Genomic DNA, 24,228 nt, shown 5'->3' with positions numbered 1-24,228 from the left:
TCATGCGCTTTCTGCAATCGCCGTCTTGCCCGCATCCGCGGCCTGATCGCGGCCCAAATGCGAAGCAATTGCGGCGTCGTTAAGTCCGATACCCCTCAGGAGAAACTCACAGAGCTGCCGCTCCAGATCGTTCGCCTTGCCGTAGACGAGGCAGGGCGTGGCCGGCAGCCTGGTCAGCGCAGCCATCATCACCGAATGATGCGCGAACCAGAACAGGTTGAGCGGATCGCCGCTGAATGGCCGTGCGTCCCCGGCGGCAACCGTACGCTCGAGCGAGGCGAGGAAGACCGCCCCGATCAGCTTCTCGATCTTGGCATATAGCAGACGGGCGAATTCGCCGTCATCCAGATGGCTGGTGGCCATCAGTCGCAGGCGCTGCGCCTCCTCCTGATCGGGCCCGTCGGCGATGTGGAGGAAATGCTGGACCATGCCGCGGATCAACTCGACCAGCGTGGCCGTCGAGGGCTCCCGCTCGAGCAGGTCCGTCAGTGCCGGATCGGCTTCGCATTCGTCGCTGAGGATTTCGGCGTAGAGCGCCGCCTTGGACGGAAAATGCTTGAACAGCAGCGCCTCGGAAATGGCAGCGGCGGCCGCCACGCTCTTGGTCGTGGTGCCGGTATAGCCGTGTCGGGCAAAGCAACGCTTTGCGGCGCCGAGGATCAATTGACGCCTCAGGTCGCTCGTCATTCGCAATGAGCTCATGTTAGTGAGTAAGCACTCACCCACGCAAAAGTCAAGCAGAATGCTGCGGCGCAACCTATGTGGGTACAAACTTGTTGGAAAATGGCCACACTTCCCCGACCGGAGGGCCCGGGACGTAGCTCAGGACGGAGCAAGCGGGGCTAGATCGGCTGGAAGCCGAGATCGCCACGGATCCGGTTGACGATGTAAGTCCCGTCCCGGACCGGGAGAATCCGTTCCAGGCTGGCGCTGTCGATCTTCACATTGGCAAATCGCGGCCCCGCCGAAACGTCGTGGACGGCTTTGGCGAAGGCCTCGACCTCGGCCATGGTCGAGATCGCGCGGGAGTCCCCGATGCCGCAGGCCCTGGCGACGCCGACGAGGTCGGCAGCTGCGGAGGTGTGGCTGGTCTGACCGCCGGTCTCGCCATAGGCCTCGTTGTCGAGCACCACGATCGAGAGATTGGACGGCTTCTGCAGGCCGATGGTGGCAAGGCTCCCCATCCCCATCAGCATCTCGCCGTCGCCGGTGATGACCAGCACCGGCAGTTTTGGTTGCGCCAGCGCCAGACCAAGCCCGATCATCGCCGCGCCGCCCATGCCGCCCCAGAGGTAGAAGTTGCGCGCGTGGTCGCCGGCGGCACACATGTCGTTGGTGGAGGCCCCGAGGCCGCCGATCGCAACCACGTCCTTGCGGTTCGCAAGCAGGGTGGACACCACCTGGCGGCGGTCGAGGAGATTGGCCTTGCTCATTTGGTGAAAACCTTGGCGCCGATCAGGCGCTGCGACAGCAGAACGGCGGTGGGCGTGAGTGCGTTGTAGGCCTGCGCTGCGGCCGCCTCCAGCACCGCCGGCACCTCGGCCGCATTGGACGCGCGCAGCACCTGGACGCCCGAGAGCTCGAACACGCCCTGCGTGGTCGATCCCATCGGCACCTGCCACGGATTGAACTCGCCCCACTCGCCGCGCATGGTCACCAGCGTGAGGAACGGAAAGCGCAGGATCGGGATCAGCGACAGCATGTTGATGCAATTGCCGACCCCGCTCGACTGCATCAGAAGCACGCCGCGCTGTCCGCCGGTCCAGGCCCCGGCCAGGAGCGCGACACCCTCCTCCTCCGTCGTCAGCGGAGTGCCGCGCATCGAGGATGAGGCCAGCACGCGCTGGATCAGCTTCGAATGACCGGCATCGGGCACGTAAGGCACCTGCCGGACGTCGAAGCGTTGCAATGTCGCGAAAATATCGTCGGGCCAATTCGGGGCCGTGTCAGCAGCGTCAGCGCGGGCGTGCATTTTCCTGTCCGGTCGGCTTGCAAATCACGACACGACTGTAGACGGTGAGCCGAGCCGCTCGAAAGAGCGAAAACAGCATATCGGTCTCAACCGGCGAGTATGGCGGCGATGAACGCAAGTGCGAAAGAACTGGCGGCCAATTTCGATCTGGAGAAGCTGACACCCGAATTCTACGACGATCCCTACCCGACTTATCGTGCACTGCGGGAAAACGAGCCGGTCAAGCGCCTCCCCAACGGCACTGTGTTCCTGACCCGCTATGACGATCTCGTCACCACCTACAAGAACACAAAGTCGTTCAGTTCGGACAAGAAGCGCGAGTTCGCGCCGAAATACGGCGACACCCCGCTCTACGAGCACCACACCACGAGCCTCGTCTTCGACGACCCGCCTGCCCACACCCGCGTGCGCCGCCTGATCATGGGCGCGCTGTCGCCGCGCGCGATCGCGGGGATGGAGCCTGATATCGTCAAGCTGGTCGACGGCCTGCTCGATGCCATCGCCGCCAAGGGGGCTTGCGAGCTGATCGACGACTTCGCCGCGTCGATCCCCATCGAAGTGATCGGCAATCTGCTCGACGTTCCCCACGACGAACGCGAGCCGCTGCGCGACTGGTCGCTGGCGATCCTCGGTGCACTCGAGCCGGTGGTGTCGCCCGAAGTGGCTGCGCGCGGCAACAAGGCGGTAAAGGACTTCCTCGCCTATCTCGAAACCCTGGTCGCGCGCAGGCGCCAAAAGCCGGGCAATCCCGAGCGTGACGTGCTGACGCGCCTGATCCAGGGAGAAGGCAACGGCGAGGAGGACGGCGAGCGGCTGACCGAGAAGGAGCTGCTGCACAACTGCATCTTCCTGCTCAATGCCGGGCACGAGACCACCACCAATCTGATCGGCAACGGCCTCGTCGCGCTGCACCGGAATCCGGACCAGAAGCAGCGGCTGATCGAAAACTCCGACATGATCAAGACTGCGGTCGAAGAGATGCTGCGCTACGAGAGCTCGAACCAGCTCGGCAACCGCATGACGACAGAGAAGATCGAGCTCGGCGGCATCATGCTCGACGCCGGCACGTCGGTGACGCTGTGCATCGGAGCGGCCAACCGCGATCCCGCCCAGTTCCCGGAGCCCGAACGCTTCGACATCGCGCGCACGCCGAACCGGCATCTCGCCTTCGCCACCGGCGCGCATCAATGCGCCGGCATGGCGCTGGCGCGGCTCGAAGGCGCGATTGCGATCTCGCGTTTCCTGGCGCGCTTCCCGAACTATGCCGTGAGCGGCCATCCGGTGCGGGGCGGACGGGTGCGGTTCCGCGGCTTCCTGAGCGTGCCCTGCTCCATAGGTTGAGGCCCCGCGCGCATCATTTCGAACGAGCCACGCATTAGATCTGTTAGAATGCGTGAGACACGTGAGCTGGAGTGACGAATGAGTAGTCCGCCAGTCGCTGATTTCATCTCGAGGGAGGCGCGCTTCGGCGCCCGCAATTACGAGCCGCTTGGCGTTGTCCTGTCGCGCGGCGAAGGCGTTTTCGTTTGGGACACCCAGGGCAACCGATATCTGGATTGCCTCTCCGCCTATTCGGCGGTCGACCAGGGCCATTGCCACCCGAAAATCCTGGCCGCCATGGTCGAGCAGGCCGGCCGATTGACCCTGACCTCGCGCGCATTCCACAACGACCAGCTCGCTCCCTTCTACGAGGAGATCGCGGAACTCACCGGCTCTCACAAGGTGCTGCCGATGAATAGCGGAGCCGAAGCCGTTGAGAGCGCGATCAAGTCCGTGCGCAAATGGGGCTATGAGGTGAAGGGGGTGCCCGACGGGCAAGCCGAGATCATCGTCTGCGCCAACAATTTCCATGGACGCACCCTCGGTATCGTCGGCTTCTCGACCGACGCGGCCACGCGCGAACATTTCGGCCCCTTCGCGCCGGGCTTCAAAATCATTCCCTTCGGCGATCTTGCCGCGCTGGAAGACGCCATCACGCCGAACACCGTCGCCTTCCTGGTCGAACCCATCCAGGGCGAAGCCGGCGTCATCATTCCACCGGCAGGCTATTTCACGGGGGTGCGCGAGCTCTGCACTGCGCACGACGTGATGCTGATCCTCGACGAGATCCAGACTGGACTCGGCCGCACCGGCAAGCTGCTTGCGGAACAGCACGAGGGCATCGAGGCGGATGTGACGCTGCTCGGCAAAGCTTTGTCCGGCGGTTTCTATCCCGTCTCGGCCGTGCTTTCCAACAACGAGGTCCTCGGCACGCTGAAACCAGGTCAGCATGGCTCAACATTCGGTGGCAATCCGCTCGCCTGCGCGGTGGCGCGGGCCGCGCTCCGCGTTCTCGTCGAGGAAGGAATGATCGAGAACGCTGCGGTGCAAGGTGAACGCTTCCTGAAAGGCCTCAGAAGCATCCGCGCCAACACCGTGCGCGACGTGCGCGGACGAGGACTGATGCTGGCGGTCGAGCTCAACACTGAAGCCGGCCGTGCGCGCCGCTACTGTGAGGCTCTGCAGACCGAAGGTATCCTCGCCAAGGATACCCACGAGCACACGATCCACTTCGCCCCGCCGCTGGTGATTACCAGTGACCAGGTTGATTGGGCCTTGGAGAGAATCGCTGCCACCCTGACGCAGGATTTCGCGTGAGGTCTGCCTGCGTCGGAAGACCGCAAGGCCGCTGACAGTCAACAACGAACGATTTCGCCGCCTGCGCGTTGAACGGTTCCGGGCGACTGGGACGAGCGTGGAGTTGCGATCATGCTTCCGCGTGCCGTGTGCCTTTCGGCGTTTTTGGTCGGTGTCTCGATGCTCGCGGCGAGCGTCGGCGCGTCCGCCCAGGACCATCGGGGTGGACCACCGGGAGCGGCTGCCCGACCGGCAGCGCCGCCCGCGATGGCCCGACCGGCGGCGCCACCTGCGATAGCGCGTCCTGCCGCGCCGGCATTTCATCCCCCGGCCATGCCGCAGCGGCCGGCCATGGCGCCGAATCCGGCGCCTCGCATGGCCTCCCCGCCGCCGCGCCCGGCCCCGCACTTCGCGGCACCGCCGCAGCGAGCTGCCCCGCACGTGGCGGCACCGCGACCTGAATTCCACCGCGCTCCGGCAGCACCGCAACGTCCGGCGATGGCACCGCCGCCGACGCCGCATATTGCCGCCCCCTCACACCCCAGCGCGCCGCCGACCGTGAGCGAGCGGCGGGAACAGCCGCGCGAGACGCTGTCGCGCCAAGCCTCGGAACGCCAGGGCCACATCGACCGCTTGCAGCAGCGTGTGCAGACATTGCAGTCGCAAAAGCCGGAAGGCGCAAGAGCGCAACGCGAGCAGCAGCGGTTGCTGCAGTCGCAGAATAGGCTGCCGGAGCGCGAGCAGCGCGTTCAACAGCGTGAGCAGCACGTCGAGCAGCGACAGCGCGAGATGCTGTCGCGCCAGACCACGGAGCGCCGGACCCGCATCGATCGCCTCCAGCAACGTGTGCAGACCTTGCAGTCGCAAAAACCTGAAGGCGCACGCGCACAACGCGCACAAGAACGCGCACTGCAGGCGCAGAACCGTCTGCTGCAGCACGAGCAACGGGCGCAGCAAATCGATCTGGCGCGCCAGCAGAGGCTGGGACTGCAGGCCCCCGCTGCAACAGCCGCAGCGGCTGCCGCCGCGCGCGGGCGGTTTGCCGCGCACTTCCGCGAGCGGGCGAATGCGCAAACCCAGGCGGCTCTCGTCGCCCGCCACAGCGGCTGGGCTCCCCGGCAGGCCTGGCGACACCGCCATCCCGCGGTGTTCGTGGCATGGCTTGGGCCCGTGTTCTGGCCTTACGCCTATTCCGACATTTTTGACTACACGTTCTGGTCCTATGCCTACGAGCCCGGCTATTGGGCGTACGCGTATGACGACTTCGTCGACACCGTGTTCTGGGGCGATGACAGCCCCTATTCCGCCTATGCCAGCACCAACCCGAATGACTATCCGCAAGCCGGCGGCGGCACCCGCGCGCGCCAGCGCGCCAGCGTGAGCCCGCAAACGCTGCAGCAATTATGCGGCACACCGGACAAAGGCGTCACCGCTTGGCCGCTTGACGATATCACGCGGGCGGTGCGGCCGACGGCGGAGCAACGCGCGCTGCTCGACGCGTTGAAGACCGCGGCGGCCAACGCCGCCGGTGTGTTCAAGGACCCCTGTGCGGAGACTTATGCACTGACGCCGCCTGGCCGCTTGCGGGCGATGATGAACCGCGTCAGCGCGACACTGGATGCGGTCAAGATCGTGCGACCGGCACTGGAGACTTTCTACAACTCGCTCAGTGACGAGCAGCAGGCCCGCTTCAACGCGCTCGGCCCCAACATCGGCGACCGCTCGCCTCGGCAGCAGGAAGCCAATGCCCGGGAAGCCAGTGCCGAAGGCTGCGGCGATCCGAAGTCCGGCCTGACCCAGTTGCCGATCCAGAGGATCGAGGCTGTGCTCCACCCCGCGGGTAAGCAGAAGGAAGCGCTCGACCGCCTCGGCGAAGCGACGGCGAAGGGCGTTGAGGGCCTACAGGCGGCCTGTCCGAACGATGTGCCGGTGACGCCGGTCGGACGACTGGAGGCGATGCAGCACCGGCTCGAGGCCATGCTTCAGGCCGCCAAGCTGGTCGAGCCCGCCCTTGACGAGTTCTATGCCACGCTGAGCAGCGAGCAGAAGGCGCGCTTCAACACGCTGCAACAGCTCGCAGGCCCGTGACGGCAGCGTCGCATTCTCTCGTTTCAATTCGAGCAACGGCCGAGCGACGCGGGGTGCCATCATCGCCCTGCTCCACAGTTCGACCAGAACATGCTGTCCGGGCCGCTTCTCTCTGCGAGAAGTGCGGTGGTACGGAATGCAAACAACGGCCTCGTCTTGACCTCACGCGACGGAAATCGTCTTCGGTCCAGCTTCATTCGCGGTTGGGATCGCTTGAGGCCGCTCTTTCTCATCCGAGCTGATGGCGCTGCATTGCTGGGAGTGAGCAGACAACTCAAGATCGGCCAGGTGGTCCCAGTATTCTGCTTCTGCGAGCAGCTTCCATTTGTTCATGCTGTTGTACGCGGCCTGTTGGCGGCACAGCGAACCCATCGCACGCAAGCGCTGCACTCTCTCCACTGCCTCCACTGCGAACCTCCCTTCGCGCCAGCTTGTTTACAAGCGCATTTATGCTGTCACAATTTCGCAGATTGAATTGCCAAGTGATAGTCCGGTGTTTGACGGTCAATCAATGATAGCGCAATCGTCTGACTTTTCACCGACGTGAGCAGCTCCAGCCTGAGAGCTAGTCGAAGTTCTCAGCGCCGTAGCCCCTTCGGCCAGCGCTGTACGCAGGCACGCAACAAGACTCGCGTCGGACGACGGGTTCCCACGTCGCGGGTGCATTCCATTTCAGGACTGAAATCTTAATTGTCAGCGGCCTTCCCGCGATAGTGGTTAGCTGGCGATCAGACCGGGCCGGACAAGGTTTGATCCCGAAACTATTTTGGCCCGGCACATTGGACTGCAAGACCGCCTTCGGGCGGTCTTTCCTTATCCCTTATCGCCGCATTAGAACGGGCCTGGGGGTGGAACACGCCGGGGCCTCCGGCAAAAGTCGCTCGCGTTGCCCCGCCGATCACAACAATGGCCCCGACGATTGCACGTCGGGGCCATCCAAGATCATCAGGCGTGGGTACATCCGCCGTGCCTGCCGATCGTTGATGCCACTCATTACCGCATCCGATCTGGCGCAGACCGTGGCGAGGCTGCGGCATCGGGATGATATCATTCTGCCTGAAAGCTGACGGCTGTCCACCTCTCGTTGGTGGTACTCCAACCGGCTCGCTGAGCGAGCCCGCCGCTTCGGTACCGTGAAGCGGAAGGCGTGCTTCAACACGCGGCAACAAGTCGCAAGCCCGTGAGGACAGCGCGCGTGGGAGCTAGACCACCGTCCTGTGCCGCGTAATGCACGTGCGCAACACCTCGTCCATCGGCTTGCTCCACCAATCGTTGGAGAAGATCTCGATCTCCGAATAGCCGGCAAAACCCTGCGCCTCGACCGCGGCGCGCGCCGATTTGATGTCGATGACGCCGTCGCCCATCATGCCGCGGTCGTTGAGGATGTCCCTGGTCGGCACCAGCCAGTCGCAGACATGGAACGCAAGTAACCGGTCCTTGCCGGCGCGCGCGATCTGGGCCACCAGCTCCGGATCCCACCAGATGTGATAGACGTCGAGCGCGACGCCGAGCATGCCGCTGCGAGCGGGGTCGAGCCGATCGCAGATGTCGAGCGCCTGTTTCGTCGTGTTCACGCAGGCGCGGTCGGCAGCGTAGGCCGGATGCAGCGGCTCGATCGCCAGCGGCAGCTTTGCCTGTCTGGCGTAGTCGAGCATGTCGGCCAGCGCCTCCTCGACCTGACCGCGCGCTGCGACGATGTCCTTGGACGCCTCGCTGCCCGGCCGCGAATATTGCGGCAGACCGCCGACGACGAGAACGATGCAGGGCGCGCCCAGTGCCTTGGCTTCGTCGACGCAGCGGCGGTTGTCGTCGCGCACTTCGCCGCGACGCGATGCGTCCGAGGTGAACATGCCGCCGCGGCAATAGCCCGACAGCTCGAGGCCGGCGTCGCGCACCGCGCGTGCGGCGCGGTCGAGACCGACCGCAGCGACCTGATCGCGCCAGGGGTCGATGGCGCGGATGCCATGCTTCGCACAGGCGTCGATGATCTCGACGAGGTCACCCTGCTTGCGGACCGTCGCCGTGTTGAGCGACAGCCAGCGATGGTCGGACGAAAAATCGCGCATCAGGAGTCCAGCCCGTGAGAGGCCAGCACTGTTTTCATGCGACGGGTCGCCAGTTCGGGGTTGGCCAGCAGCCCGGCCTGATCGGCGAGGCGGAACAGCTCGGCCAGATGCAGCATCGAGCGCGCGCTCTCCTGTCCCCCGACCATGGTGAAATGATCCTGGTGGCCGTTGAGATAGGCCATGAACACCACGCCGGTCTTGTAGAAGCGCGTCGGCGCCTTGAAGATATGACGCGACAGCGGCACGGTCGGCCCCAGCACGTCGTGGAAGCCGGCCTCGTCGCCTGCCGCGAGGCGTGACAACGCATAAGAGGCAGCCGGCGCAATCGCGTCGAAGATGCCGAGCAGTGCGTGCGAAAAGCCCTGGTCGTCGCCGGCGATCAGCTCCGCGTAGTTGAAATCGTCGCCGGTGTACATCTTGATGCGCTTGTCCAGGCGCCTGCGCATGTCGATCTCGCGCTGCTTGTCGAGCAGCGAGACCTTGACGCCATCAACCTTGGCAGCGTTGTTGTTGATGATGGCCACCGCAACGTCCATCGCCTTGTCGAGGTCCTTGGTGCCCCAATATCCGGTCAGAGCGGGATCGAACATATCGCCGAGCCAGTGGATGATCACGGGCTCGCGGACCTGCGACAGCACGCGGTTATAGACCTTGGCGTAATCGTCGGCGCTGCGGCCGAGTTTTGCGAGAGCACGCGACGCCATCAGGATGATGCGGCCGCCGACCTTCTCGACCGCCGAGAGCTGCTCCTCATAGGCGCGGATCACATCGTCAAGGCTCTTGGCGTCCTCGACCGCAAGATGATCCGTGCCCGCGCCGGAGAACACCAGCGCGTTTCGCCGCTTGGCGGCGCCGACCGAGCGGGTGATCAGCTCCAGCGAAGTCGGCCAGTCCAACCCCATCCCGCGTTGCGCGGTGTCCATGGCTTCGGCGACGCCGAGGCCGAGGTCCCAGACGTGCTCGCGGAAGGCGATGGTCTTGTCCCAGTCGACGGCAGCCGAGAGCCAGGGATCGTTGTCCGCAAAGGGATCGACAACCGTGTGCACGGCCGAGAACGCGATGCGGTTCAGCGGTCCCTCGAGCTTTGCGGGAAACGTGCGCGAGGCCGCAAGCCGGTAGGTCTCGATCGAGCGATCGGCCTTCGGCAGCTTGAGCGACAATGACGACATCGGCAGGACGGGCTTGTTCATGATTTCAGACCTCTTCCCATCATTGCGAGGAGCGAAGCGACGAAGCAATCCAGGCTCTCGCCGCGGAGGCATTCTGGATTGCTTCGCTTCGCTCGCAATGACGGCTCAACAGACATCGAGACTTATCCAACAGACCTCAGGCCTTGATCGGGGCGACGTCGATCCAGCGCCGCTCCTTCCAGCTCTTCAGCGCGCATTCAGCGAGCTGCACGCCCTTGACGCCTTCGAGCAGCGTGAACTTGTAGGGCGCGTCCTCGTAGACGTGGCGGATGAACATCTCCCACTGCTCCTTGAAGCCGTTGTCGTAGGTGACGTTGTCAGGCAGCTTCTGCCAATCGCCGTAGAAGTCGTGCAGCCGCTTCTCGTCGGGATTCCACACCGGCCGGGGCGTTGCCTGCCGCGCCTGGATCATGCAATCCGACAGGCCCGCGACCGCCGAGCCGTGCGTGCCGTCGACCTGGAAGGTGACGAGGTCGTCGCGATAGACGCGTGTGACCCAGGACATGTTGATGTGGGCGATGACGCCGCCCTCGAGCTGGAAGGTCGCGTAGGCGGAATCATCCGCGGTCGCCTTGTACTTCTTGCCCTGCTCGTCAAAACGCTCGGGGATGTCGGTGTTGCCGATGCAGACCACGCTCTGGACGTTGCCGAAGAGGTTGTCCAGCACGTAGCGCCAGTGGCAGACCATGTCGAGGATGATGCCGCCGCCGTCCTCGTCGCGATAGTTCCAGGACGGCCGCTGCGCCTCCTGCCAGCCGCCTTCGAAGACCCAATAGCCGAATTCGCCGCGCACCGAGAGGATGCGGCCGAAGAAGCCGGAGTCGCGCAGGAAGGCGATCTTCTTCAGGCCGGGCAGAAACAGCTTGTCTTGCACCGTGCCATGCTTGACGCCCTTTGCGTTGGCGAGCTTGACGACCTCGAGCGCCTCTTCGAAATTCGTCGCAATCGGCTTCTCGCAATAGACGTGCTTGCCGGCATTGATCGCCTGGGTCAGCAGGCCGGGGCGGGCCTGCGTGGTCGCTGCGTCGAAGAACATGGTGTCCTTCTTGTCGGCGAGCGCCGCATCGAGGTCGGTGGTCCAGCGCGTGATGTTGTAGCGCTTGGCGAGGGCTTCGACCTTGTCGGCGCTGCGGCCGACCAGGATCGGATCGGGCATGATGCGGTCGCCGTTCTTCAAGCGAACGCCGCCCTGCTCGCGAATCGCGACGATCGAGCGGATCAGATGCTGGTTGAGACCCATGCGGCCGGTAACGCCGTTCATGATGAGGCCGAGGCGTTGGGTGGTCATGCCAATTACTCCCAAGGTGATGTTGGCTGTTCGAGCGGGCGGAGCGCCGACCAGTCCGGATGGACCGACGTCGCAAAGCCCGTTGCATGAAGCGATCCCGTCAGGAGATCGCCGTCGTGAATGGAGAGGCGGATGCCCTGCCCGGCATCGGCATAGAGATCCGGATGCGCGAGCGCGAAAGCCTGCGCTTCAGCGGTCGGCGTCTCACCAAATCCGTCGACATAGTGATGACCGTTGCGCTCCGCATGGGTGACGCCGATGAAGGCGCCGAGCGCGAGATCCTGCTGCACGGCAAGGCCGGCCTGGCAGGTCAGGTCCTCACCCGTCACGAAGAACCGCGCGCCGCCCGCGCTCCATTTCGCCGCGCGCGTCGCGTTGACGATGGATTTGTAGAGGCCCTTGCAGGATTTCGAGGAAATGCCGCAATAGCCGAGCGCACGCGCCGCCGGGAAGGCGTCGTAGGAATCGTCGGCCTCGTCGATGATGAAGCCGTGCGCGGCCAGCGAGCCGAGCGGCGATTGCCGGGTGATGTCTCGCGGCATCGGCTGTTCGACATAGAGCAAGCGCGAGGCGATCGGGCGCAGCGCGGAATCACGATCAAGCCGGTCCATCAGCGCCTGTAGTGCGGCAAGATCGGCGTACTGCTCGTTCGCGTCGAGCGTCACCTTGTAGTCGCGCCCGAGCGTGTCGAGTTCCTTGCCGATCCGCGCCAGCCGTCCTGCATCGGCTGCGGTATCGCCCGACAGCTTCAGCTTGAAATAATTCGCACCGGCGTTCTCGCGTGTGTCGGCCACGCCGCCATCGCCTTCGACGGTATCGTCGAGGCCGACGGTATGCCTGATGGCAACGCGCGGCAGCGGCTTCCGGCCGGCGAGAAACGACGTGAGATCCGCTTCCTTGAGGTCCGGCGAAAGCCGCGCATCGATGCCGGCAATGTTGCCAGCCATGCCGTCGAAAAAGTTGGTTTCAACGCCGCGCAGCAGTGCGTCGAGGATCGCCTTGTCGATCTCCGCCGGGCCATAGGCCGCAGCAAGCGCCGGAATGTTCTTTTTCGCACAAGTCGCGACCTGGGCTCCGATGCACGAGGCATGCAGATCGAACGCCGTCAAAAACCCAGTCCGCGCAAGATAAAGGCCCCGCGCAATCTCCAGCGAACGCCGCAGGCCGTCGACCGTTTGCGCCGGCGATAGCTCCGGCCGCTTGTCGAACCATTTTGGCACCAGCAGCTCGGCACTGGCGCCGACCGCAGCTCCCCTGCCCTCGACCTCGATCTCGACCCGCACGAACAGCTGCGGCGTCGCGTTGATCGTGATCGCCCCGAAGCGGAACGGCCGCGCGAAATGCACGGGACGTTCAAAGAACGCGATATCTCGCAGCTTCAGGCGCGGCGCCATGACTTTAATCCAGCGAACCTTGCGAGAAAAAATGCTTGCGGATGCGTTGCACGAGCTCGGTGAAGACAGGATCAGCCATTACATCGAGCGAGCGCGGGCGCGGCAGCGGCACGTCGTAGATCGCCGCGATCGCGCCGGGCCGCTCGGTCATGACCAGCACGCGGTCGGCGAGGAACACGGCCTCGGGAATCGAATGCGTGATCAGGAGCACCGTCTTCCTGGTCTCGCGCTGGATCCGCATCAGCTCGACATTCATGCGCTCGCGCGTCAACGCGTCGAGTGCGCCGAACGGCTCGTCCATCAGCATGATCTTGGGATCGTGCACCAGCGCACGGCAGATCGAGGCGCGCTGCTGCATGCCGCCCGAGAGCTGCCAGGGCAGCTTCTTCTCGAAACCTTCGAGGCCGACCAGCTTCAGCAGCGCCTTGGCGCGATCGAGATAGTGTTGTCGCGGCAGCCGCTTCATGTCGATCGGCAGCATCACGTTCGCGAGGATGTTGCGCCAGGGCAGCAGCAGCGCGTTCTGGAAGACGATGCCGACATTGCCGTGCGGCTTCGTGACCTTCTCACCCTCGACCAGGACCTCGCCTGATGTCGGCGGCAGCAACCCCGAGATCAGCTTGAGCAGCGTGGACTTGCCGCAGCCGCTTGGGCCGACCACGACGAAGAATTCGCCGTCGTTGATGTGGAAATCGAGCGGACGCAGCGACGGCACGTCGCCGTCGCGCGTCCGGTAGGTCTTCGACACGCCGGACAGTTTGATGCCCGACGCATCGCCGGCAGCCCGGTCGCTCACCAGTCTCAGATGCGCGGCCTGCTGCACGGTTTCGCTCACGGCTGCGGCTTGCTTCACGATCCGCTCTTCGGCAGATAATCGTTGGTGTAGAAGGCCTTCGGGTTCTCCTTGGCCTTGGCATCCAGTCCGCCATATTCGACCATCAGATTGACGGAGTCCGTCATGTTCTGGTCGGTGACCTGGAATGGCCGCTTGCTCTTGGTCTCCGCGGTCCGGTAGAGCGGGATGGTCAGCTCAAAGCCCTGCGTCAGCGTGTCGATCTTGCCGCCCTTGGGGTTGGCATCGAGAATCGATTGCGCCGCGGCCTTCGGCTCCTTCTCGGCAGCTTCGACCGCCTTGGTCGTCGCTGACATGAAGCGGCGAACGAGATCGGCATTGGCCTTCACATAATCGGAGTTGGCGATGATGCCCGAGGAGACCATGTTGATGCCGTAGTCGGCGAACTTGATCGGATAGACGTCCTTGCCGGTGGCATCCTTGATCTTCATCGACTGGTCCATGACGTAGCCGAGCAGCAGATCCGCCTGGCCGTTGATGACGGCGTTGAGCTTGGTCTGGCCGTCGCCGGCGACCGTCTGGAAATCGCTCTCCTTCAGGCCGGTCTTCTTCAGGAACAGCGGCCAAATCTGGGTCATGGAATCGGCCGGCGTGATCGCCACCGTCTTGCCCTTGATGTCCTCCGGCTTCCTGATGTTCTTGTCGGCAAAGCCCATGGCGGACATCGGGCTGGTCTGGAGCAGCACGCCGGTCGCGACGACAGGCGCGCCCTTGATCGCGGCGCGCATCATGGTGGGGACGTCGACATAGCCGAAGTCGGCGGTCTTGGCGGCCACGGCCTGCGTGGTCGCAGCCGAGCCGCGGCCTTCCTGGATCTCGAGGTCGATGCCCTCGGCGGCATAGATGCCCTTGGCTTTGCCGTAATAGAACGGCGCGTGCTCGCCATAGACGTACCAGTTCAGCATCAGCACGACCTTGTCGGCGGCCTGCGCGGGCATCGCCGCAAACACCATCAGCGCAGCCGAGACAGCTCCTATCCACCGCTTCATCGTTTCTCTCCCTTGCCCTTGTTGCGTCGGCCGTTGATGGCCGTTCGTTGCCTTAGTTTTGTTACGAGGCGAAAATCACGTCCTCACGCTGGCTGACATGCCAGGGAATGACCAGCTTCTCGATCCGGTCCACGATCCAGAACAGGATCACACCGAGCAGCGCCAGGATCACCAGCGCTGCGAACATCGTCGGCAGGTCGAACGTGCCGATTGAGCGCTGCATCACGTAGCCGATGCCGGAATTAGAGCCGACGAACTCGCCGACGACGGCGCCGACCACGGCCAGCGTCACCGACACTTTGAGGCCTGAGAAGATCGCCGGCAGCGCATGCGGCAAATTCACCGCGAGGAAAACCCGGAACCGGCTGCCCTGCATGGCGCGCGCGAGATCGACCATGTCGGGGTCGACCGATTTGAAGCCCTGCACGGCGGAAACGACCACGGGGAAGAAGCCGAGCAGGAAGGCGGAAATCACTTTGGGAATAATGCCGAAGCCAAACCAGACCACGAACAGCGGCGCGATCGCGATCTTCGGCACGGATTGCGAGAACACCAGCAGCGGATAGACATAGCTCTCCACCGTCTTCGAGCCCGCGATCAGCATGGCGACGGGGATGCCGAACAGTGCCGACAGCAGGAAGCCGCAGACGGTCGCATAGGTGGTCGGCCAAGACTGGCGCAGCAGTTCCGGCCATTCGGTGCGCAGCACGGCGAGAACATCGCCCGGCGCCGGGATCTGATAGGCGGGGATCTTGAACAGGCGGATCGCAAGATCCCAGGCGACGACGATGAAGACCAGGAACAGGAACGGCCGGACCCAGGCCGCATTCAGCATCTTGGATACCGCACCTTGCGGCTTCAACTCAGCCACGTCTCACTCCCGGCATTCTTCTTCGTTCGGGGGAGAAATTAACTCGTTGGATAAATACTGTCCAGAGCTTTCCCTGTGACGTTTTGTGCCGGGTTCCTCACCTCCGCTCGTGTCCCGGACGCGCTGCTGCGCTACGTCCGGGGCACGAGACCGCCTCACCCTGGTGTCATTCCCCGCGAAGGCGGGGAATCCAGTACGCCGCGGCTTCTCGGTTCAATCTCAACCGTCTCTGGAATACTGGATTGCCCGCCTTCGCGGGCAATGACGGCGGAGATTGAGGAAACGACGGACGATTAGTCCACCAACGCGCGGACTAGGCCGCTACACCGTCTGCGCCACGGCGCTGCGCGACTTCGGCGCCTTGGCGATCTCGAACAGCGCGGTCGATCGCCCCGTCAGCGCGGCCAGCACGAGGCCGACCATGTGCGAAAGCCGCTCGTCCTTGGCGTCCTTGGCCAGCAGATCGCGGCCGAAGATCACGCTCAACGTGGCCGAATTGGAGAGATAGAAGAAGCAGAGCCCCGCGATCGAGATGTAGAGTTGCACCGGATCGACCGCGACCTGGAAATCGCCGCTGTCGACGCCGCGCCGCACCACGGTGCGGATCATCTCGACGAAGGGCGAGTGCATCGACTTGACCTTGGTCGAGCGCTTGAGGTGCTTTGCGCGCGCGAGATTCTCGGTCTGGAGCAGCGACAGGAATTCCGGGTTGCGCAGGAAGTAGTTCCAGGTGAACTCGATCAGGCGCCGGATCGCTTCGGGCGGATCGAGATGCTCGAGATCCAGCCCCCGCTCCTCGCTGCGGATCTTGTCATAGGCGCCTTCGAGCACCGCGAGATAGAGCTCGTCCTTGTTGCCGACGTGATAATAGAGCATGCGCTTGTTGGCGCCGGCCTTCGCCGCGATGCGGTCGACACGCGCGCCCGCGAGCCCGTGGGTGGAGAATTCCTGCTTGGCGGCTTCGAGAATGCGCAGCCGCATCCCCTCGGGGTCGCGCTGCCATTTCAGAGTTCGCTTTGCCGTTGCTTTCGCCAAACCGGGTGCCCGCTGGGTGATCGTCCAGATCGCATTTATCATGCGCGAGGCCCGCCGCATAGTTTCGTCATTGCGAGCGCAGCGAAGCAATCCAGACTGCCACCGCGGAGACAGACTGGATTGCTTCGTCGCAAGAGCTCCTCGCAATGACGAACGGGGAGGCCGCCCCTTCAATCCACCGGCTTCGGCGAGCGCTCCAGCAGCACCGTCTGGATCCCGCAGGTCCCATTCCGCACCGTCATGATCCGCGTGCCCGGCTTGCGGCCGTTGCGCACCTCGGTGACGTCGAGGCCGGCGGCGAGCAGGCGGGCGCGGGTGGCGTCGATGTCGGCGACCCGCCAGCTCAGGCCCCAGAGACGATCATGCAGGGAATCCCCGCCCGCCACGGGGCGGCGCACCACTTCGACGATGAGGCCGCCGCAGCGGAAGAACATCAGCTGGCCCCAATCCTGGTGCGAGCGGTCCAGTGCGAGATCAAGGCCGAGCCGCGCGCCATAGAGCGCAGCGGCGCGGTCGGAATCCTCGGTGGTGATCACGACGTGGTCGAGCCCATCGATCGGCGCGATGTCGGTCGCAGCCGACAGCGGCCGCTCCTCGGCGAGCTCGAGGAAGAACATGCGCACGCCGCGCGTCAATTCGGTGGCGGCACGCGTGCGTTTCCAGTGCAGGATTGCGCCGCTCGCGACGTCGCTGCTTTCGACCTCGGCGACCGGATCAGGCCTCAAGGCCACCCGCTCCAGCCGCCGGTGCATCTTGCTCATGTCTGCGACACGAAAGCACAGGCTGGCGAGCACGCCCTCGCGATCGTCGAGCAGCGCGCGGATCCGGTCCGCCGCAACGTTAAAGCCGCTCGGCGCCATCAGCTCGATCGTCATGTTCGCAAGCGTGAACAGCACGCGGTCGGCGCCCTCGCCGGAATTCTGCCAGGCCGGCGCGCGCCCGAGCAGCGTCTGATACGCCGCCTTGGCCGCACCGATATCCCTCACCAGGGCGACGACGTGATCGAGGCCGGTGATCATCATTCCCCCCTTGATCGACCTGGAACCATTCCGAAGGACGGCGTTTGTCCGGGCTTGGCATGGACCGGTGATGGTCGTATTCCGGCCCCATGCCGACCTCAAGCGCTCGGGCGGCAGATTTGCGAATAATTTCAGCGTCCCCAGAGCGGAACCGGTGTTAGAGTAAGCTCGCCGGCCGGGACCACCCAGCGCATCACGGACAACCAATGCAGGCTCTCTTTATCGGTCAGACCTATATCGACGTCGTCTTCATCACCGACCACATGCCGACCGGCGACGAAAAGCACGTGGCAACGGACTACGCGGTCTCCTTCGGCGGCAACGCGGTGACGGCGGCGTTCTGCTGCGCCAAGCTCGGCATCGTGCCCGACCTCATCGCCACGGCGGCCAATGACTGGCTGGGGCGGATGTTCCAGGACATGTGCGCGAAATACGCGATCTCGCTGCACGGGCGGAAGGTGAACCAGTCCTCGCTGTCCTTCATCATGCCCAAGGACGGTAAGCGCGCCATCGTCCGCTGCCGCGACGACGAGCACATCCATCCGTTCCCGATGCTCAATCTCGGTGGCTGTCGCGCCCTGCACATCGACGGCCATCAGCCCGATGCCGCGATCCACTATGCAAAGGTCTGCCGCGAGGCCGGAATCCTGACCTCGCTCGACGGCGGCGGCCTGCGCACCAACACGCATGAGCTGCTCGCATTCATCGACGTCGCCATCGTCGCCGAACGCCTGTGTGAGCAGATGGACCTGACGCCCGAGAAGATGCTCGACTACCTCAAGAGCCGCGGCTGCAAGATCGGCGGCGTCACCATGGGTGAGAAGGGCCTGCTCTGGTACAATGAAACGGGTGCGGTCGAGGTCATGCCGGCGATGCCGATCCCGCGCGAGCGCGTGATCGACACCAACGGCGCCGGCGACGTCTTCCACGGCGCCTATGTCTATTCCTACCTCGCCCACCCCGGCAAAAGCTGGCGCGAGCATTTTGATTTTGCCCGCGCCGCCTCGACCTTCAAGATCCAGCGCCTCGGCAACGAGGCCGGGCTGCCGACCCTTGTGGACATCGCCAAAGTCAGGCACGAGTTCGAAGTCAGGGTCTAGGGTTTTGTAAGGGCATATCATGGGGCGCGTCTTTATCGCCGGCAGCATCAACATGGATGTGGCGGCGACCGCCGATCGCCATCCAAAGGTCGGTGAGACCGTCGCCGGCCGGCAGGTGCTGTATTTTCCTGGCGGCAAGGGCGCGAACCAGGCAGTCGCGGCGTCACGGCTCGGCGTGAAGACCACGCTGATCGGGCGGCTCGGAAAGGATTCGTTCGGGGCCGAGCTCCGGACATTCCTCGGCGCCCAGGGCATCGATCTCGGCTCCGTCCGCGACGCCGACACGCATAGCGGCACCGCCATCATCACCGTCGCAGAATCTGACAATACCATTGTCGTCATCCCCGGCAGCAATGCGCTGGTCAGTGCGGATGACGTCGCGGATGCGCCGCTGGCGAAGGGCGATGTGGCCGTCAGCCAGTTCGAGATTCCGCTGCCGACGATTGCCGCCTTCTTCCAGCGCGCCCGTAGCGCCGGCGCCACGACGCTGCTCAACCCCGCACCGGCGCAAACGATGTCCGCCGAGCTGCTGGCGCTCGTCGACACCCTCGTGCTGAACGAGACCGAGCTCGGCTTCCTCGCGGGCGTGGAGCTCTCCGACGGCGACGAGGCAGCAACAATCATCGACGTCGCGCGGCAACTTCAGGCGCGCGAAGACCAGACCATCTGCGTGACGCTCGGCAAGCGGGGCGTGCTCGCGCTCGCCGGCCGCGAGGAATTCGCGGTGTCCGGCCGCGCGGTGAAGGCGGTCGACACCACCGGCGCCGGCGATTGCTTCGTCGGCGCGCTTGCGGCGCAGCTGGCGGAGGGCGTGTCCCTGCGTACCGCGCTCGCTTTCGCCAACGCGGCCGCCTCGATCAGCGTGCAGCGGATGGGCGCCGGGCCGTCGATGCCGACGGCCGCGGAAGTCGCCGCGGTCTTGTAGAGCGCGGCGCTTTCTTCATCTCGCCCCGCAAACCGGGCGATCAGGCCAGCGCGCTCTTCAGGTCGAAGCGTTCATCCGCGGCCTGCTCCGGCGTGATCGAGCGCTCCAGGCCGAACAGGCGGCGGCCGAACATGTGGTCGCCGGCACGGTTGACCGACTCGATGCCGAGCAGCCTGTCGCCCTTGTAGCAGAACGCCGAGAACGCTTTCTTCGCGGGATCGCCGCGCAGCACGACGCGGTCGTAGCCGGTGGTCAGCCCCGCCATCTGGAGCTGGTCGTCGCCCTGGTCGCTCCAGAACCAGGGATGGCTGTCGTAGGCCTTGCGGTCGCCGGTCAGCCGTGCCGCGAGGCAGCGGGCGTGATCGGTGGCGTTCTGCACCGATTCCAGCCGCTGCGATCCGCCGAAGCGCGGACTGGCGAACAGCGCGCAGTCGCCGATCGCGGAGATGTCAGGATCGGACGTCGAGAGATATTCGTCGACGATGATGCCGGCGGCGACGGCAAGCCCTGCCTCCGCCGCGAGCTCGATGTTCGGCAGCACGCCGACACCGACCACGACGAGGTCGGCCGGCAGATGCCTTCCGTCGCTCAAGGAAACGCCGGTGACCTTGCCGCCCTCAGCCTCGATCGAGGTTGCCTGCACACCGAGGTGAATGCGGATGCCGGCCTCGCGATGCCGCGCCTGAAAATACTCCGAGACCTCCGCCGTCACCGCGCGCGCCATCACGCGTGGGGCGAGCTCGAGCATGTCGACCTCGAGGCCCTTGATCCGCGCGGTGGCCGCGAATTCGAGGCCGATGAAGCCGGCGCCGATCACCACGACACGCGACTTCGACGGCATGATCTGTCGCAGCGCCTCGCTGTCGTCGAGGATGCGTAAGTATTTCACGTCGGGCAAATTCGCATTGGGCAAATCAAGCAGCCGGTTGCGCGCGCCCGTGGCCAGCATGAGGTGGCCGTAAGGCAGCGTCTCGCCGGATGCGAGATGCACCTTGTGGCCGGCGCGATCGATCGACACTGCGCGGCCTGCGATCAGCTCGATCTTCTGATCCTGGTAGAATTTCTCCGGCCGGAACATCAGGCTCTCCGGCCCGGCCGAGCCCTTGATATAGGCCTTGGACAGCGGCGGCCGCTGATAGGGAAGATGCGCCTCGTCGTTGATCAGGCAGACGCGGTCGGAAAAGCCCGCCTGACGCAGGGATGCCGCGACCTGGTAGCCGCCATGGCCGGCTCCGACAATGATCACCGGACCACCCGTCATTGGAACAGCCCATTTCCGGAGACACGAGCGTCACCCATGTCGTCTCCTCTCTCGCTGATATTGGCTTGGCTTGCCCAGGAGGAGCCGGCGCTCGTGTCCGTTCCTAAACGAAGGCGGCCTATTTGAGCCCATCATTCCGTCCTGCGCAAGAGCGGCATGCGGGGATTGTCACCCCCGACCTTCTGCGATTTAGTTGCAGCAACGACCTCATGCCGGGGATATTCCAGATGCCAGCTCCCGTCTCCAAACCCGATGATCCCGCCCTGCTGCGGATCGACGGCCCGATCGCAACCATCACGCTCAACCGCCCCGCCGCGTTCAACTCGGTCAACCTTGCAATCGCGCAGAAGCTCGAACAGCTTGCGGCCTATCTCGAAGGCGCCGACGACATCAGGGTCGTCGTGCTCGAAGGAGAAGGCCGCGCCTTCTCGGCTGGCGGCGATCTGCAGACGATCGGCGCTGCGGCCGAAACCGGCACGGTCACGCCGGTCGTCGGCGAGCTGCTGAAGCACTATCACGCCTTCATCGAGATGATCCGGCGCATGCCGAAGATCTCACTGTCCAGCGTGCACGGCTCGGCGGCCGGCGCCGGCATGGGCCTCGCCTTCGTCACCGATCTCTGCATCGCCGCGGAGGATGCCAAGTTCACGCCGGCCTATGCCAAGATCGGGGTGTCGCCGGACGGCGGCTCGACGGTCGGGATCGTCGGTACGGTCGGATCGCGACGTGCGCTCCAGATCTTCCTGTCGGAGGACAATTTTACCGCGCAGCAGGCCTATGAATGGGGCCTGGTTGCGAAGGTCGTCCCCGCCGCGGAGTTGAAGGCGGCCACGCGAAAACTCGCCGAGCGCCTGGCGCAGAATCCGCCGGCGGCGATCGCCGGCACCAAGTCGCTGGTCTACCAGGCCGCGACCACGCCGGTGAAGCAGCAGCTCGATGCCGAGGAGCACAAGATCATCATGGCGATGAATACGGAAGATTTCCGCGCCGCCGTGAAGAAATTCACGAGCAAGGGCAAGTGAGCGTGCCGGCACCGGCGCGCTCGTTCTGCGGCCTGCGCCACGGCGCGACCGACTGGAATAGGCAGGGGCTATTTCAGGGACGAACCGACAACCCGCTGAACGCGGACGGCCTTGCGCAGGCGCACGAGGCCGCGGACATGTTGCGCGGTACCGGCATCAGCCGAATTGTCGCGAGCCCGCTCGTGCGCGCAGCCCGAACGGCCGAGATCATCGCAGACGCCATCTCAGTGCCGCTCTCGATCGATGACGGCATCATCGAGTTCGATTTCGGAAGCTTTGAGGGCCTCCCTGTCCGCGACCTCATGATCAAGCACGGCGTCAACTCAGCGACGGGCCTCGTCTCGATCCTGCCCGCCGACGGCGAAAACTGGGACGCCATGACCGAACGGTCGCTGGCTTGCGTCTCCGCATGGCACGACCGTCATCCTGACGACGACTTCCTGTTCGTCTGCCACGACGCGGTGATGCAGGGAATGGCGAAATCGCTCGCCGGCAGCTATTTCAAGAACAGCCACGGCACGCCGTTTCGCTACCTCCGTGAAGGCGAGCAATGGCGCGTCGAGCAGCTCGTCACTTAGGACAGATGTAGCCTGTCCCCGCCGGCGACTTGAAGCAGCCGACCGATTCCGGCAGCACTTTCTGCGGCAGCCACAGCACCACGCTCGGGAAATAGATCGCGAACGCGATCGTGGCCAGGAACACAACATAGATCGGCAAGGCGGCGCGTAAGGCCTTGGCAAAACTGATGCCGACGAATTTCGAGGCCATTAGCAGCACCAGGCCGTATGGCGGCGTGATCAGGCCAAAGGCGAGCGTGGCGATCAGCACCACGCCCATATGCACGGCGTTGATGTCGCCGGCCTCGGTCAGCGCGTTGACCAGCGGCATGAAGATGATGATGGTCGGCACCGGCTCGATGAAGTCACCGACCACGGTGAAGAGCAGCACCATCAGCAGCATGATCAGATGCGGATCGTTGCCGGCAATCGAGGTGATCATGTCGGCGATGTAACTCGCACCGCGTAAGTAAGCGAGCATCCAGCCGAAGGCATTGGCGGCGCCGATCGTGATCAGCGGCAGCGAGAAGATCAGGCCTGCAAGGCAGAAATCATATGGGATCTTTTTGATATGCCCGCGGTTCAGCGCGGGGATCACGACGACGACAATCCAGACCACCGCAACGACGCCGGCTTCCGTTGGCGTGAACCAGCCGGTGAGGATGCCGCCGAGCAAAATGACAGGGATCATCAGCGGCAGGGCGGCATCACCCGCGGCGAACACCACCTGCCGCAGCGGCGCGCGCGGCTTGCGCAGGCCGGAAGGGCCGAAGAAGTAGCAATAGATCATCAACCCGAAGCCGATCATCAGCCCAGGCACCACGCCCGCCATGAACAGGCCGGCGATCGAGACGTTGCCGACGGCGCCATAGACCACCGCCGTGATGCTCGGCGGCACCAGCGCCGCGATGGTCGAGGCAGACGCGATGATCGCGGCGATGAAGGCGGGCTCGTAGCCCTCGCGCTTCATCGGGCCGCCCAGCGCACGGCTCATCACGGCGACGTCGGCAGTGGTCGAGCCCGACATTTCCGAGAAGAACATGCTGAAGACAACGACGACCTGCGACAGCCCGCCCCTGATGTGCCCGACCAGCGATACTGACAGGTTGGCTATTCGTACCACCACGTTGGCCGAGCTCATGAGCTCGCCGACCAGCAGGAAGAACGGGATTGCCAGCAACGCCTCGGAGTCCACGCCGTCAAATATCTTCTGGATGATCGCGGCCAGCGAGACATCGGAGAGGAGCGCACCAATGAACACGCCGGCCATCAGCGAGAACGGCACGGGCACGCCGAGATAGCCGAACGACAGGAAGCAGATCGACATCAACGCCAGGACAACAGGTGCGCTCACGGCTGCGCCCTCATCTGCACGTCCGTGATGACGGGCGCTCCGTCCTCTTCGGGCGGCTCGCGATGGTCAAAGCCGTTGCGCAAGCCGTTGACGAGCTGCTCGATGGTGAACAGTCCGATCAACACGCCGGACAGCGGGATGATCGCATAGAGCGAGGCGATCGGCGTGCCCGACGGCAGGCGAAAGCTGCCGAAGCCGCGAAGATAGTTCTGATAGCCGTACCAGATCAGGCAGAAGGCGACGCCGAGCACGACGAGACGAATGATCACTTCGACGATCAGCCGCGCCGTGCCGTGCATCGCTTCGGAGATCGCGGTGAGATAGAGGTGATCGTTGCGTCGGGTCGCGACCGCGGTCCCGACGAAGATCGCATAGATGAACAGCGTCGAGGTGACTTCCTGAAGCCACAGCCAGGGGTGGCCGATGGTGCGTGTGACGATGTCGGCGGTGACCGACAGCGAGAAGCCGAAGCAGAGCACGCCGCACAGAACCATCAGCGCAAGCTCGAGCCAGTCGAGCCAGCGCCATTTCAGGTGGCGTTGCCGTTGCACCAGCAGTTTGTCGGCGATGGGCATTGTTGCTCCCGGCTGCAGCTTTCCGTCATGGCCGGGCTTGTCCCGGCCATCCA

Annotated in this window: 23 protein-coding genes; 7 read left to right on the top strand and 16 right to left on the bottom strand. The window is 64.5% G+C overall.

The genetic code is table 11. The features are described 5' to 3' along the window. The 3 genes from HAP41_RS17225 to HAP41_RS17215 all read right to left on the bottom strand — a co-directional run bounded on the left by HAP41_RS17225 (position 1) and on the right by HAP41_RS17215 (position 1,972). Positions 1-702: a TetR/AcrR family transcriptional regulator gene (locus HAP41_RS17225; RefSeq protein ID WP_166105944.1), complete on the bottom strand. Its 702-nt coding sequence runs from the start codon at positions 700-702 to the stop codon at positions 1-3. 140 nt (positions 703-842) lie between these two features. Further along, positions 843-1,433: a thiamine pyrophosphate-dependent enzyme gene (locus HAP41_RS17220; protein WP_166099310.1), complete on the bottom strand. Its 591-nt coding sequence runs from the start codon at positions 1,431-1,433 to the stop codon at positions 843-845. Beyond that, the gene (locus tag HAP41_RS17215; RefSeq protein ID WP_166099313.1) at positions 1,430-1,972 is read right to left on the bottom strand and encodes a phosphonopyruvate decarboxylase; all 543 of its coding nucleotides are present in this window, start codon (positions 1,970-1,972) and stop codon (positions 1,430-1,432) included. The genes HAP41_RS17220 and HAP41_RS17215 overlap by 4 nt, the downstream gene beginning before the upstream one ends. A gap of 108 nt (positions 1,973-2,080) precedes the next feature. Between HAP41_RS17215 and HAP41_RS17210 the strand changes: the two genes are divergently transcribed. The 3 genes from HAP41_RS17210 (at position 2,081) to HAP41_RS17200 (ending at position 6,676) form a co-directional block, all read left to right on the top strand. After that, complete coding sequence (locus HAP41_RS17210) at positions 2,081-3,313, top strand: cytochrome P450 (protein WP_166099316.1); 1,233 nt, start codon at positions 2,081-2,083, stop codon at positions 3,311-3,313. Positions 3,314-3,391: 78 nt separating this feature from the next. Next, positions 3,392-4,609 carry an ornithine--oxo-acid transaminase gene (gene rocD / locus HAP41_RS17205; protein ID WP_166099323.1) on the top strand — a complete coding sequence of 406 codons (1,218 nt, stop codon included), beginning with the start codon at positions 3,392-3,394 and terminating at the stop codon, positions 4,607-4,609. Between the two features lie 477 nt (positions 4,610-5,086). Then, the gene (locus tag HAP41_RS17200; protein WP_166099326.1) at positions 5,087-6,676 is read left to right on the top strand and encodes a Spy/CpxP family protein refolding chaperone; all 1,590 of its coding nucleotides are present in this window, start codon (positions 5,087-5,089) and stop codon (positions 6,674-6,676) included. Positions 6,677-6,838: 162 nt separating this feature from the next. Here HAP41_RS17200 and HAP41_RS17195 read toward each other — a convergent pair whose 3' ends face one another. From HAP41_RS17195 to HAP41_RS17150, 10 genes are all read right to left on the bottom strand, one after another. Continuing rightward, positions 6,839-7,084 carry a hypothetical protein gene (locus HAP41_RS17195; RefSeq protein ID WP_321576408.1) on the bottom strand — a complete coding sequence of 82 codons (246 nt, stop codon included), beginning with the start codon at positions 7,082-7,084 and terminating at the stop codon, positions 6,839-6,841. A 794-nt stretch (positions 7,085-7,878) separates the two neighbouring features. Then, positions 7,879-8,742 (bottom strand): sugar phosphate isomerase/epimerase family protein, encoded by an 864-nt coding sequence (locus HAP41_RS17190; protein WP_166099331.1) that lies wholly within the window; start codon positions 8,740-8,742, stop codon positions 7,879-7,881. Beyond that, positions 8,742-9,932 (bottom strand): dihydrodipicolinate synthase family protein, encoded by a 1,191-nt coding sequence (locus tag HAP41_RS17185; protein ID WP_166099334.1) that lies wholly within the window; start codon positions 9,930-9,932, stop codon positions 8,742-8,744. Before HAP41_RS17185 ends, HAP41_RS17190 begins: the two co-directional genes overlap by 1 nt. 136 nt (positions 9,933-10,068) lie before the next feature. Further along, positions 10,069-11,220, bottom strand: coding sequence for a Gfo/Idh/MocA family protein (locus tag HAP41_RS17180; RefSeq protein ID WP_166099337.1), 1,152 nt, complete (start codon positions 11,218-11,220; stop codon positions 10,069-10,071). Between the two features lie 5 nt (positions 11,221-11,225). After that, positions 11,226-12,614: an enolase-like domain-containing protein gene (locus HAP41_RS17175; RefSeq protein ID WP_166099341.1), complete on the bottom strand. Its 1,389-nt coding sequence runs from the start codon at positions 12,612-12,614 to the stop codon at positions 11,226-11,228. A 4-nt stretch (positions 12,615-12,618) separates the two neighbouring features. Next, positions 12,619-13,467, bottom strand: coding sequence for an ABC transporter ATP-binding protein (locus tag HAP41_RS17170; protein ID WP_166099344.1), 849 nt, complete (start codon positions 13,465-13,467; stop codon positions 12,619-12,621). Continuing rightward, positions 13,464-14,456: an ABC transporter substrate-binding protein gene (locus tag HAP41_RS17165; protein ID WP_071915911.1), complete on the bottom strand. Its 993-nt coding sequence runs from the start codon at positions 14,454-14,456 to the stop codon at positions 13,464-13,466. The genes HAP41_RS17170 and HAP41_RS17165 overlap by 4 nt, the downstream gene beginning before the upstream one ends. Before the next feature lie 61 nt (positions 14,457-14,517). Further along, on the bottom strand, positions 14,518-15,327 hold the full coding sequence (locus HAP41_RS17160; RefSeq protein ID WP_166099348.1) for an ABC transporter permease: 810 nt from the start codon (positions 15,325-15,327) through the stop codon (positions 14,518-14,520). 321 nt (positions 15,328-15,648) lie between these two features. Further along, positions 15,649-16,404 carry a TetR/AcrR family transcriptional regulator gene (locus tag HAP41_RS17155; RefSeq protein WP_175618109.1) on the bottom strand — a complete coding sequence of 252 codons (756 nt, stop codon included), beginning with the start codon at positions 16,402-16,404 and terminating at the stop codon, positions 15,649-15,651. 128 nt (positions 16,405-16,532) lie between these two features. After that, entirely contained in the window at positions 16,533-17,381 is an 849-nt protein-coding gene (locus HAP41_RS17150; RefSeq protein ID WP_166105950.1) for a VOC family protein, read from the bottom strand. A 206-nt stretch (positions 17,382-17,587) separates the two neighbouring features. On the opposite strand from HAP41_RS17150, the gene HAP41_RS17145 reads away from it, so the two are divergent. Next, positions 17,588-18,481: a sugar kinase gene (locus HAP41_RS17145; protein ID WP_014496984.1), complete on the top strand. Its 894-nt coding sequence runs from the start codon at positions 17,588-17,590 to the stop codon at positions 18,479-18,481. A 19-nt stretch (positions 18,482-18,500) separates the two neighbouring features. Continuing rightward, on the top strand, positions 18,501-19,406 hold the full coding sequence (locus HAP41_RS17140; protein WP_166099352.1) for a ribokinase: 906 nt from the start codon (positions 18,501-18,503) through the stop codon (positions 19,404-19,406). Positions 19,407-19,446: 40 nt separating this feature from the next. Here HAP41_RS17140 and HAP41_RS17135 read toward each other — a convergent pair whose 3' ends face one another. Then, complete coding sequence (locus tag HAP41_RS17135; protein ID WP_166099358.1) at positions 19,447-20,667, bottom strand: NAD(P)/FAD-dependent oxidoreductase; 1,221 nt, start codon at positions 20,665-20,667, stop codon at positions 19,447-19,449. Between the two features lie 227 nt (positions 20,668-20,894). On the opposite strand from HAP41_RS17135, the gene HAP41_RS17130 reads away from it, so the two are divergent. Beyond that, positions 20,895-21,689: an enoyl-CoA hydratase/isomerase family protein gene (locus HAP41_RS17130; protein WP_166099363.1), complete on the top strand. Its 795-nt coding sequence runs from the start codon at positions 20,895-20,897 to the stop codon at positions 21,687-21,689. Continuing rightward, positions 21,686-22,267 carry a histidine phosphatase family protein gene (locus HAP41_RS17125; protein ID WP_166099367.1) on the top strand — a complete coding sequence of 194 codons (582 nt, stop codon included), beginning with the start codon at positions 21,686-21,688 and terminating at the stop codon, positions 22,265-22,267. Before HAP41_RS17130 ends, HAP41_RS17125 begins: the two co-directional genes overlap by 4 nt. Here the strand turns inward: HAP41_RS17125 and HAP41_RS17120 are convergent. Together HAP41_RS17120 and HAP41_RS17115 are read right to left on the bottom strand one after the other, a co-directional pair. Then, positions 22,260-23,600: a TRAP transporter large permease gene (locus HAP41_RS17120; RefSeq protein WP_166099373.1), complete on the bottom strand. Its 1,341-nt coding sequence runs from the start codon at positions 23,598-23,600 to the stop codon at positions 22,260-22,262. The genes HAP41_RS17125 and HAP41_RS17120 overlap by 8 nt on opposite strands. Then, positions 23,597-24,175, bottom strand: coding sequence for a TRAP transporter small permease (locus HAP41_RS17115; protein ID WP_166099376.1), 579 nt, complete (start codon positions 24,173-24,175; stop codon positions 23,597-23,599). Before HAP41_RS17115 ends, HAP41_RS17120 begins: the two co-directional genes overlap by 4 nt. Positions 24,176-24,228: the final 53 nt, after the last annotated feature.

This window comes from Bradyrhizobium barranii subsp. apii (assembly GCF_011516635.5).
Lineage (GTDB): Bacteria > Pseudomonadota > Alphaproteobacteria > Rhizobiales > Xanthobacteraceae > Bradyrhizobium > Bradyrhizobium barranii.
Note: the sequence above shows the minus strand (reverse complement) of the source record. Positions and strands in the feature narration are given on the sequence as shown.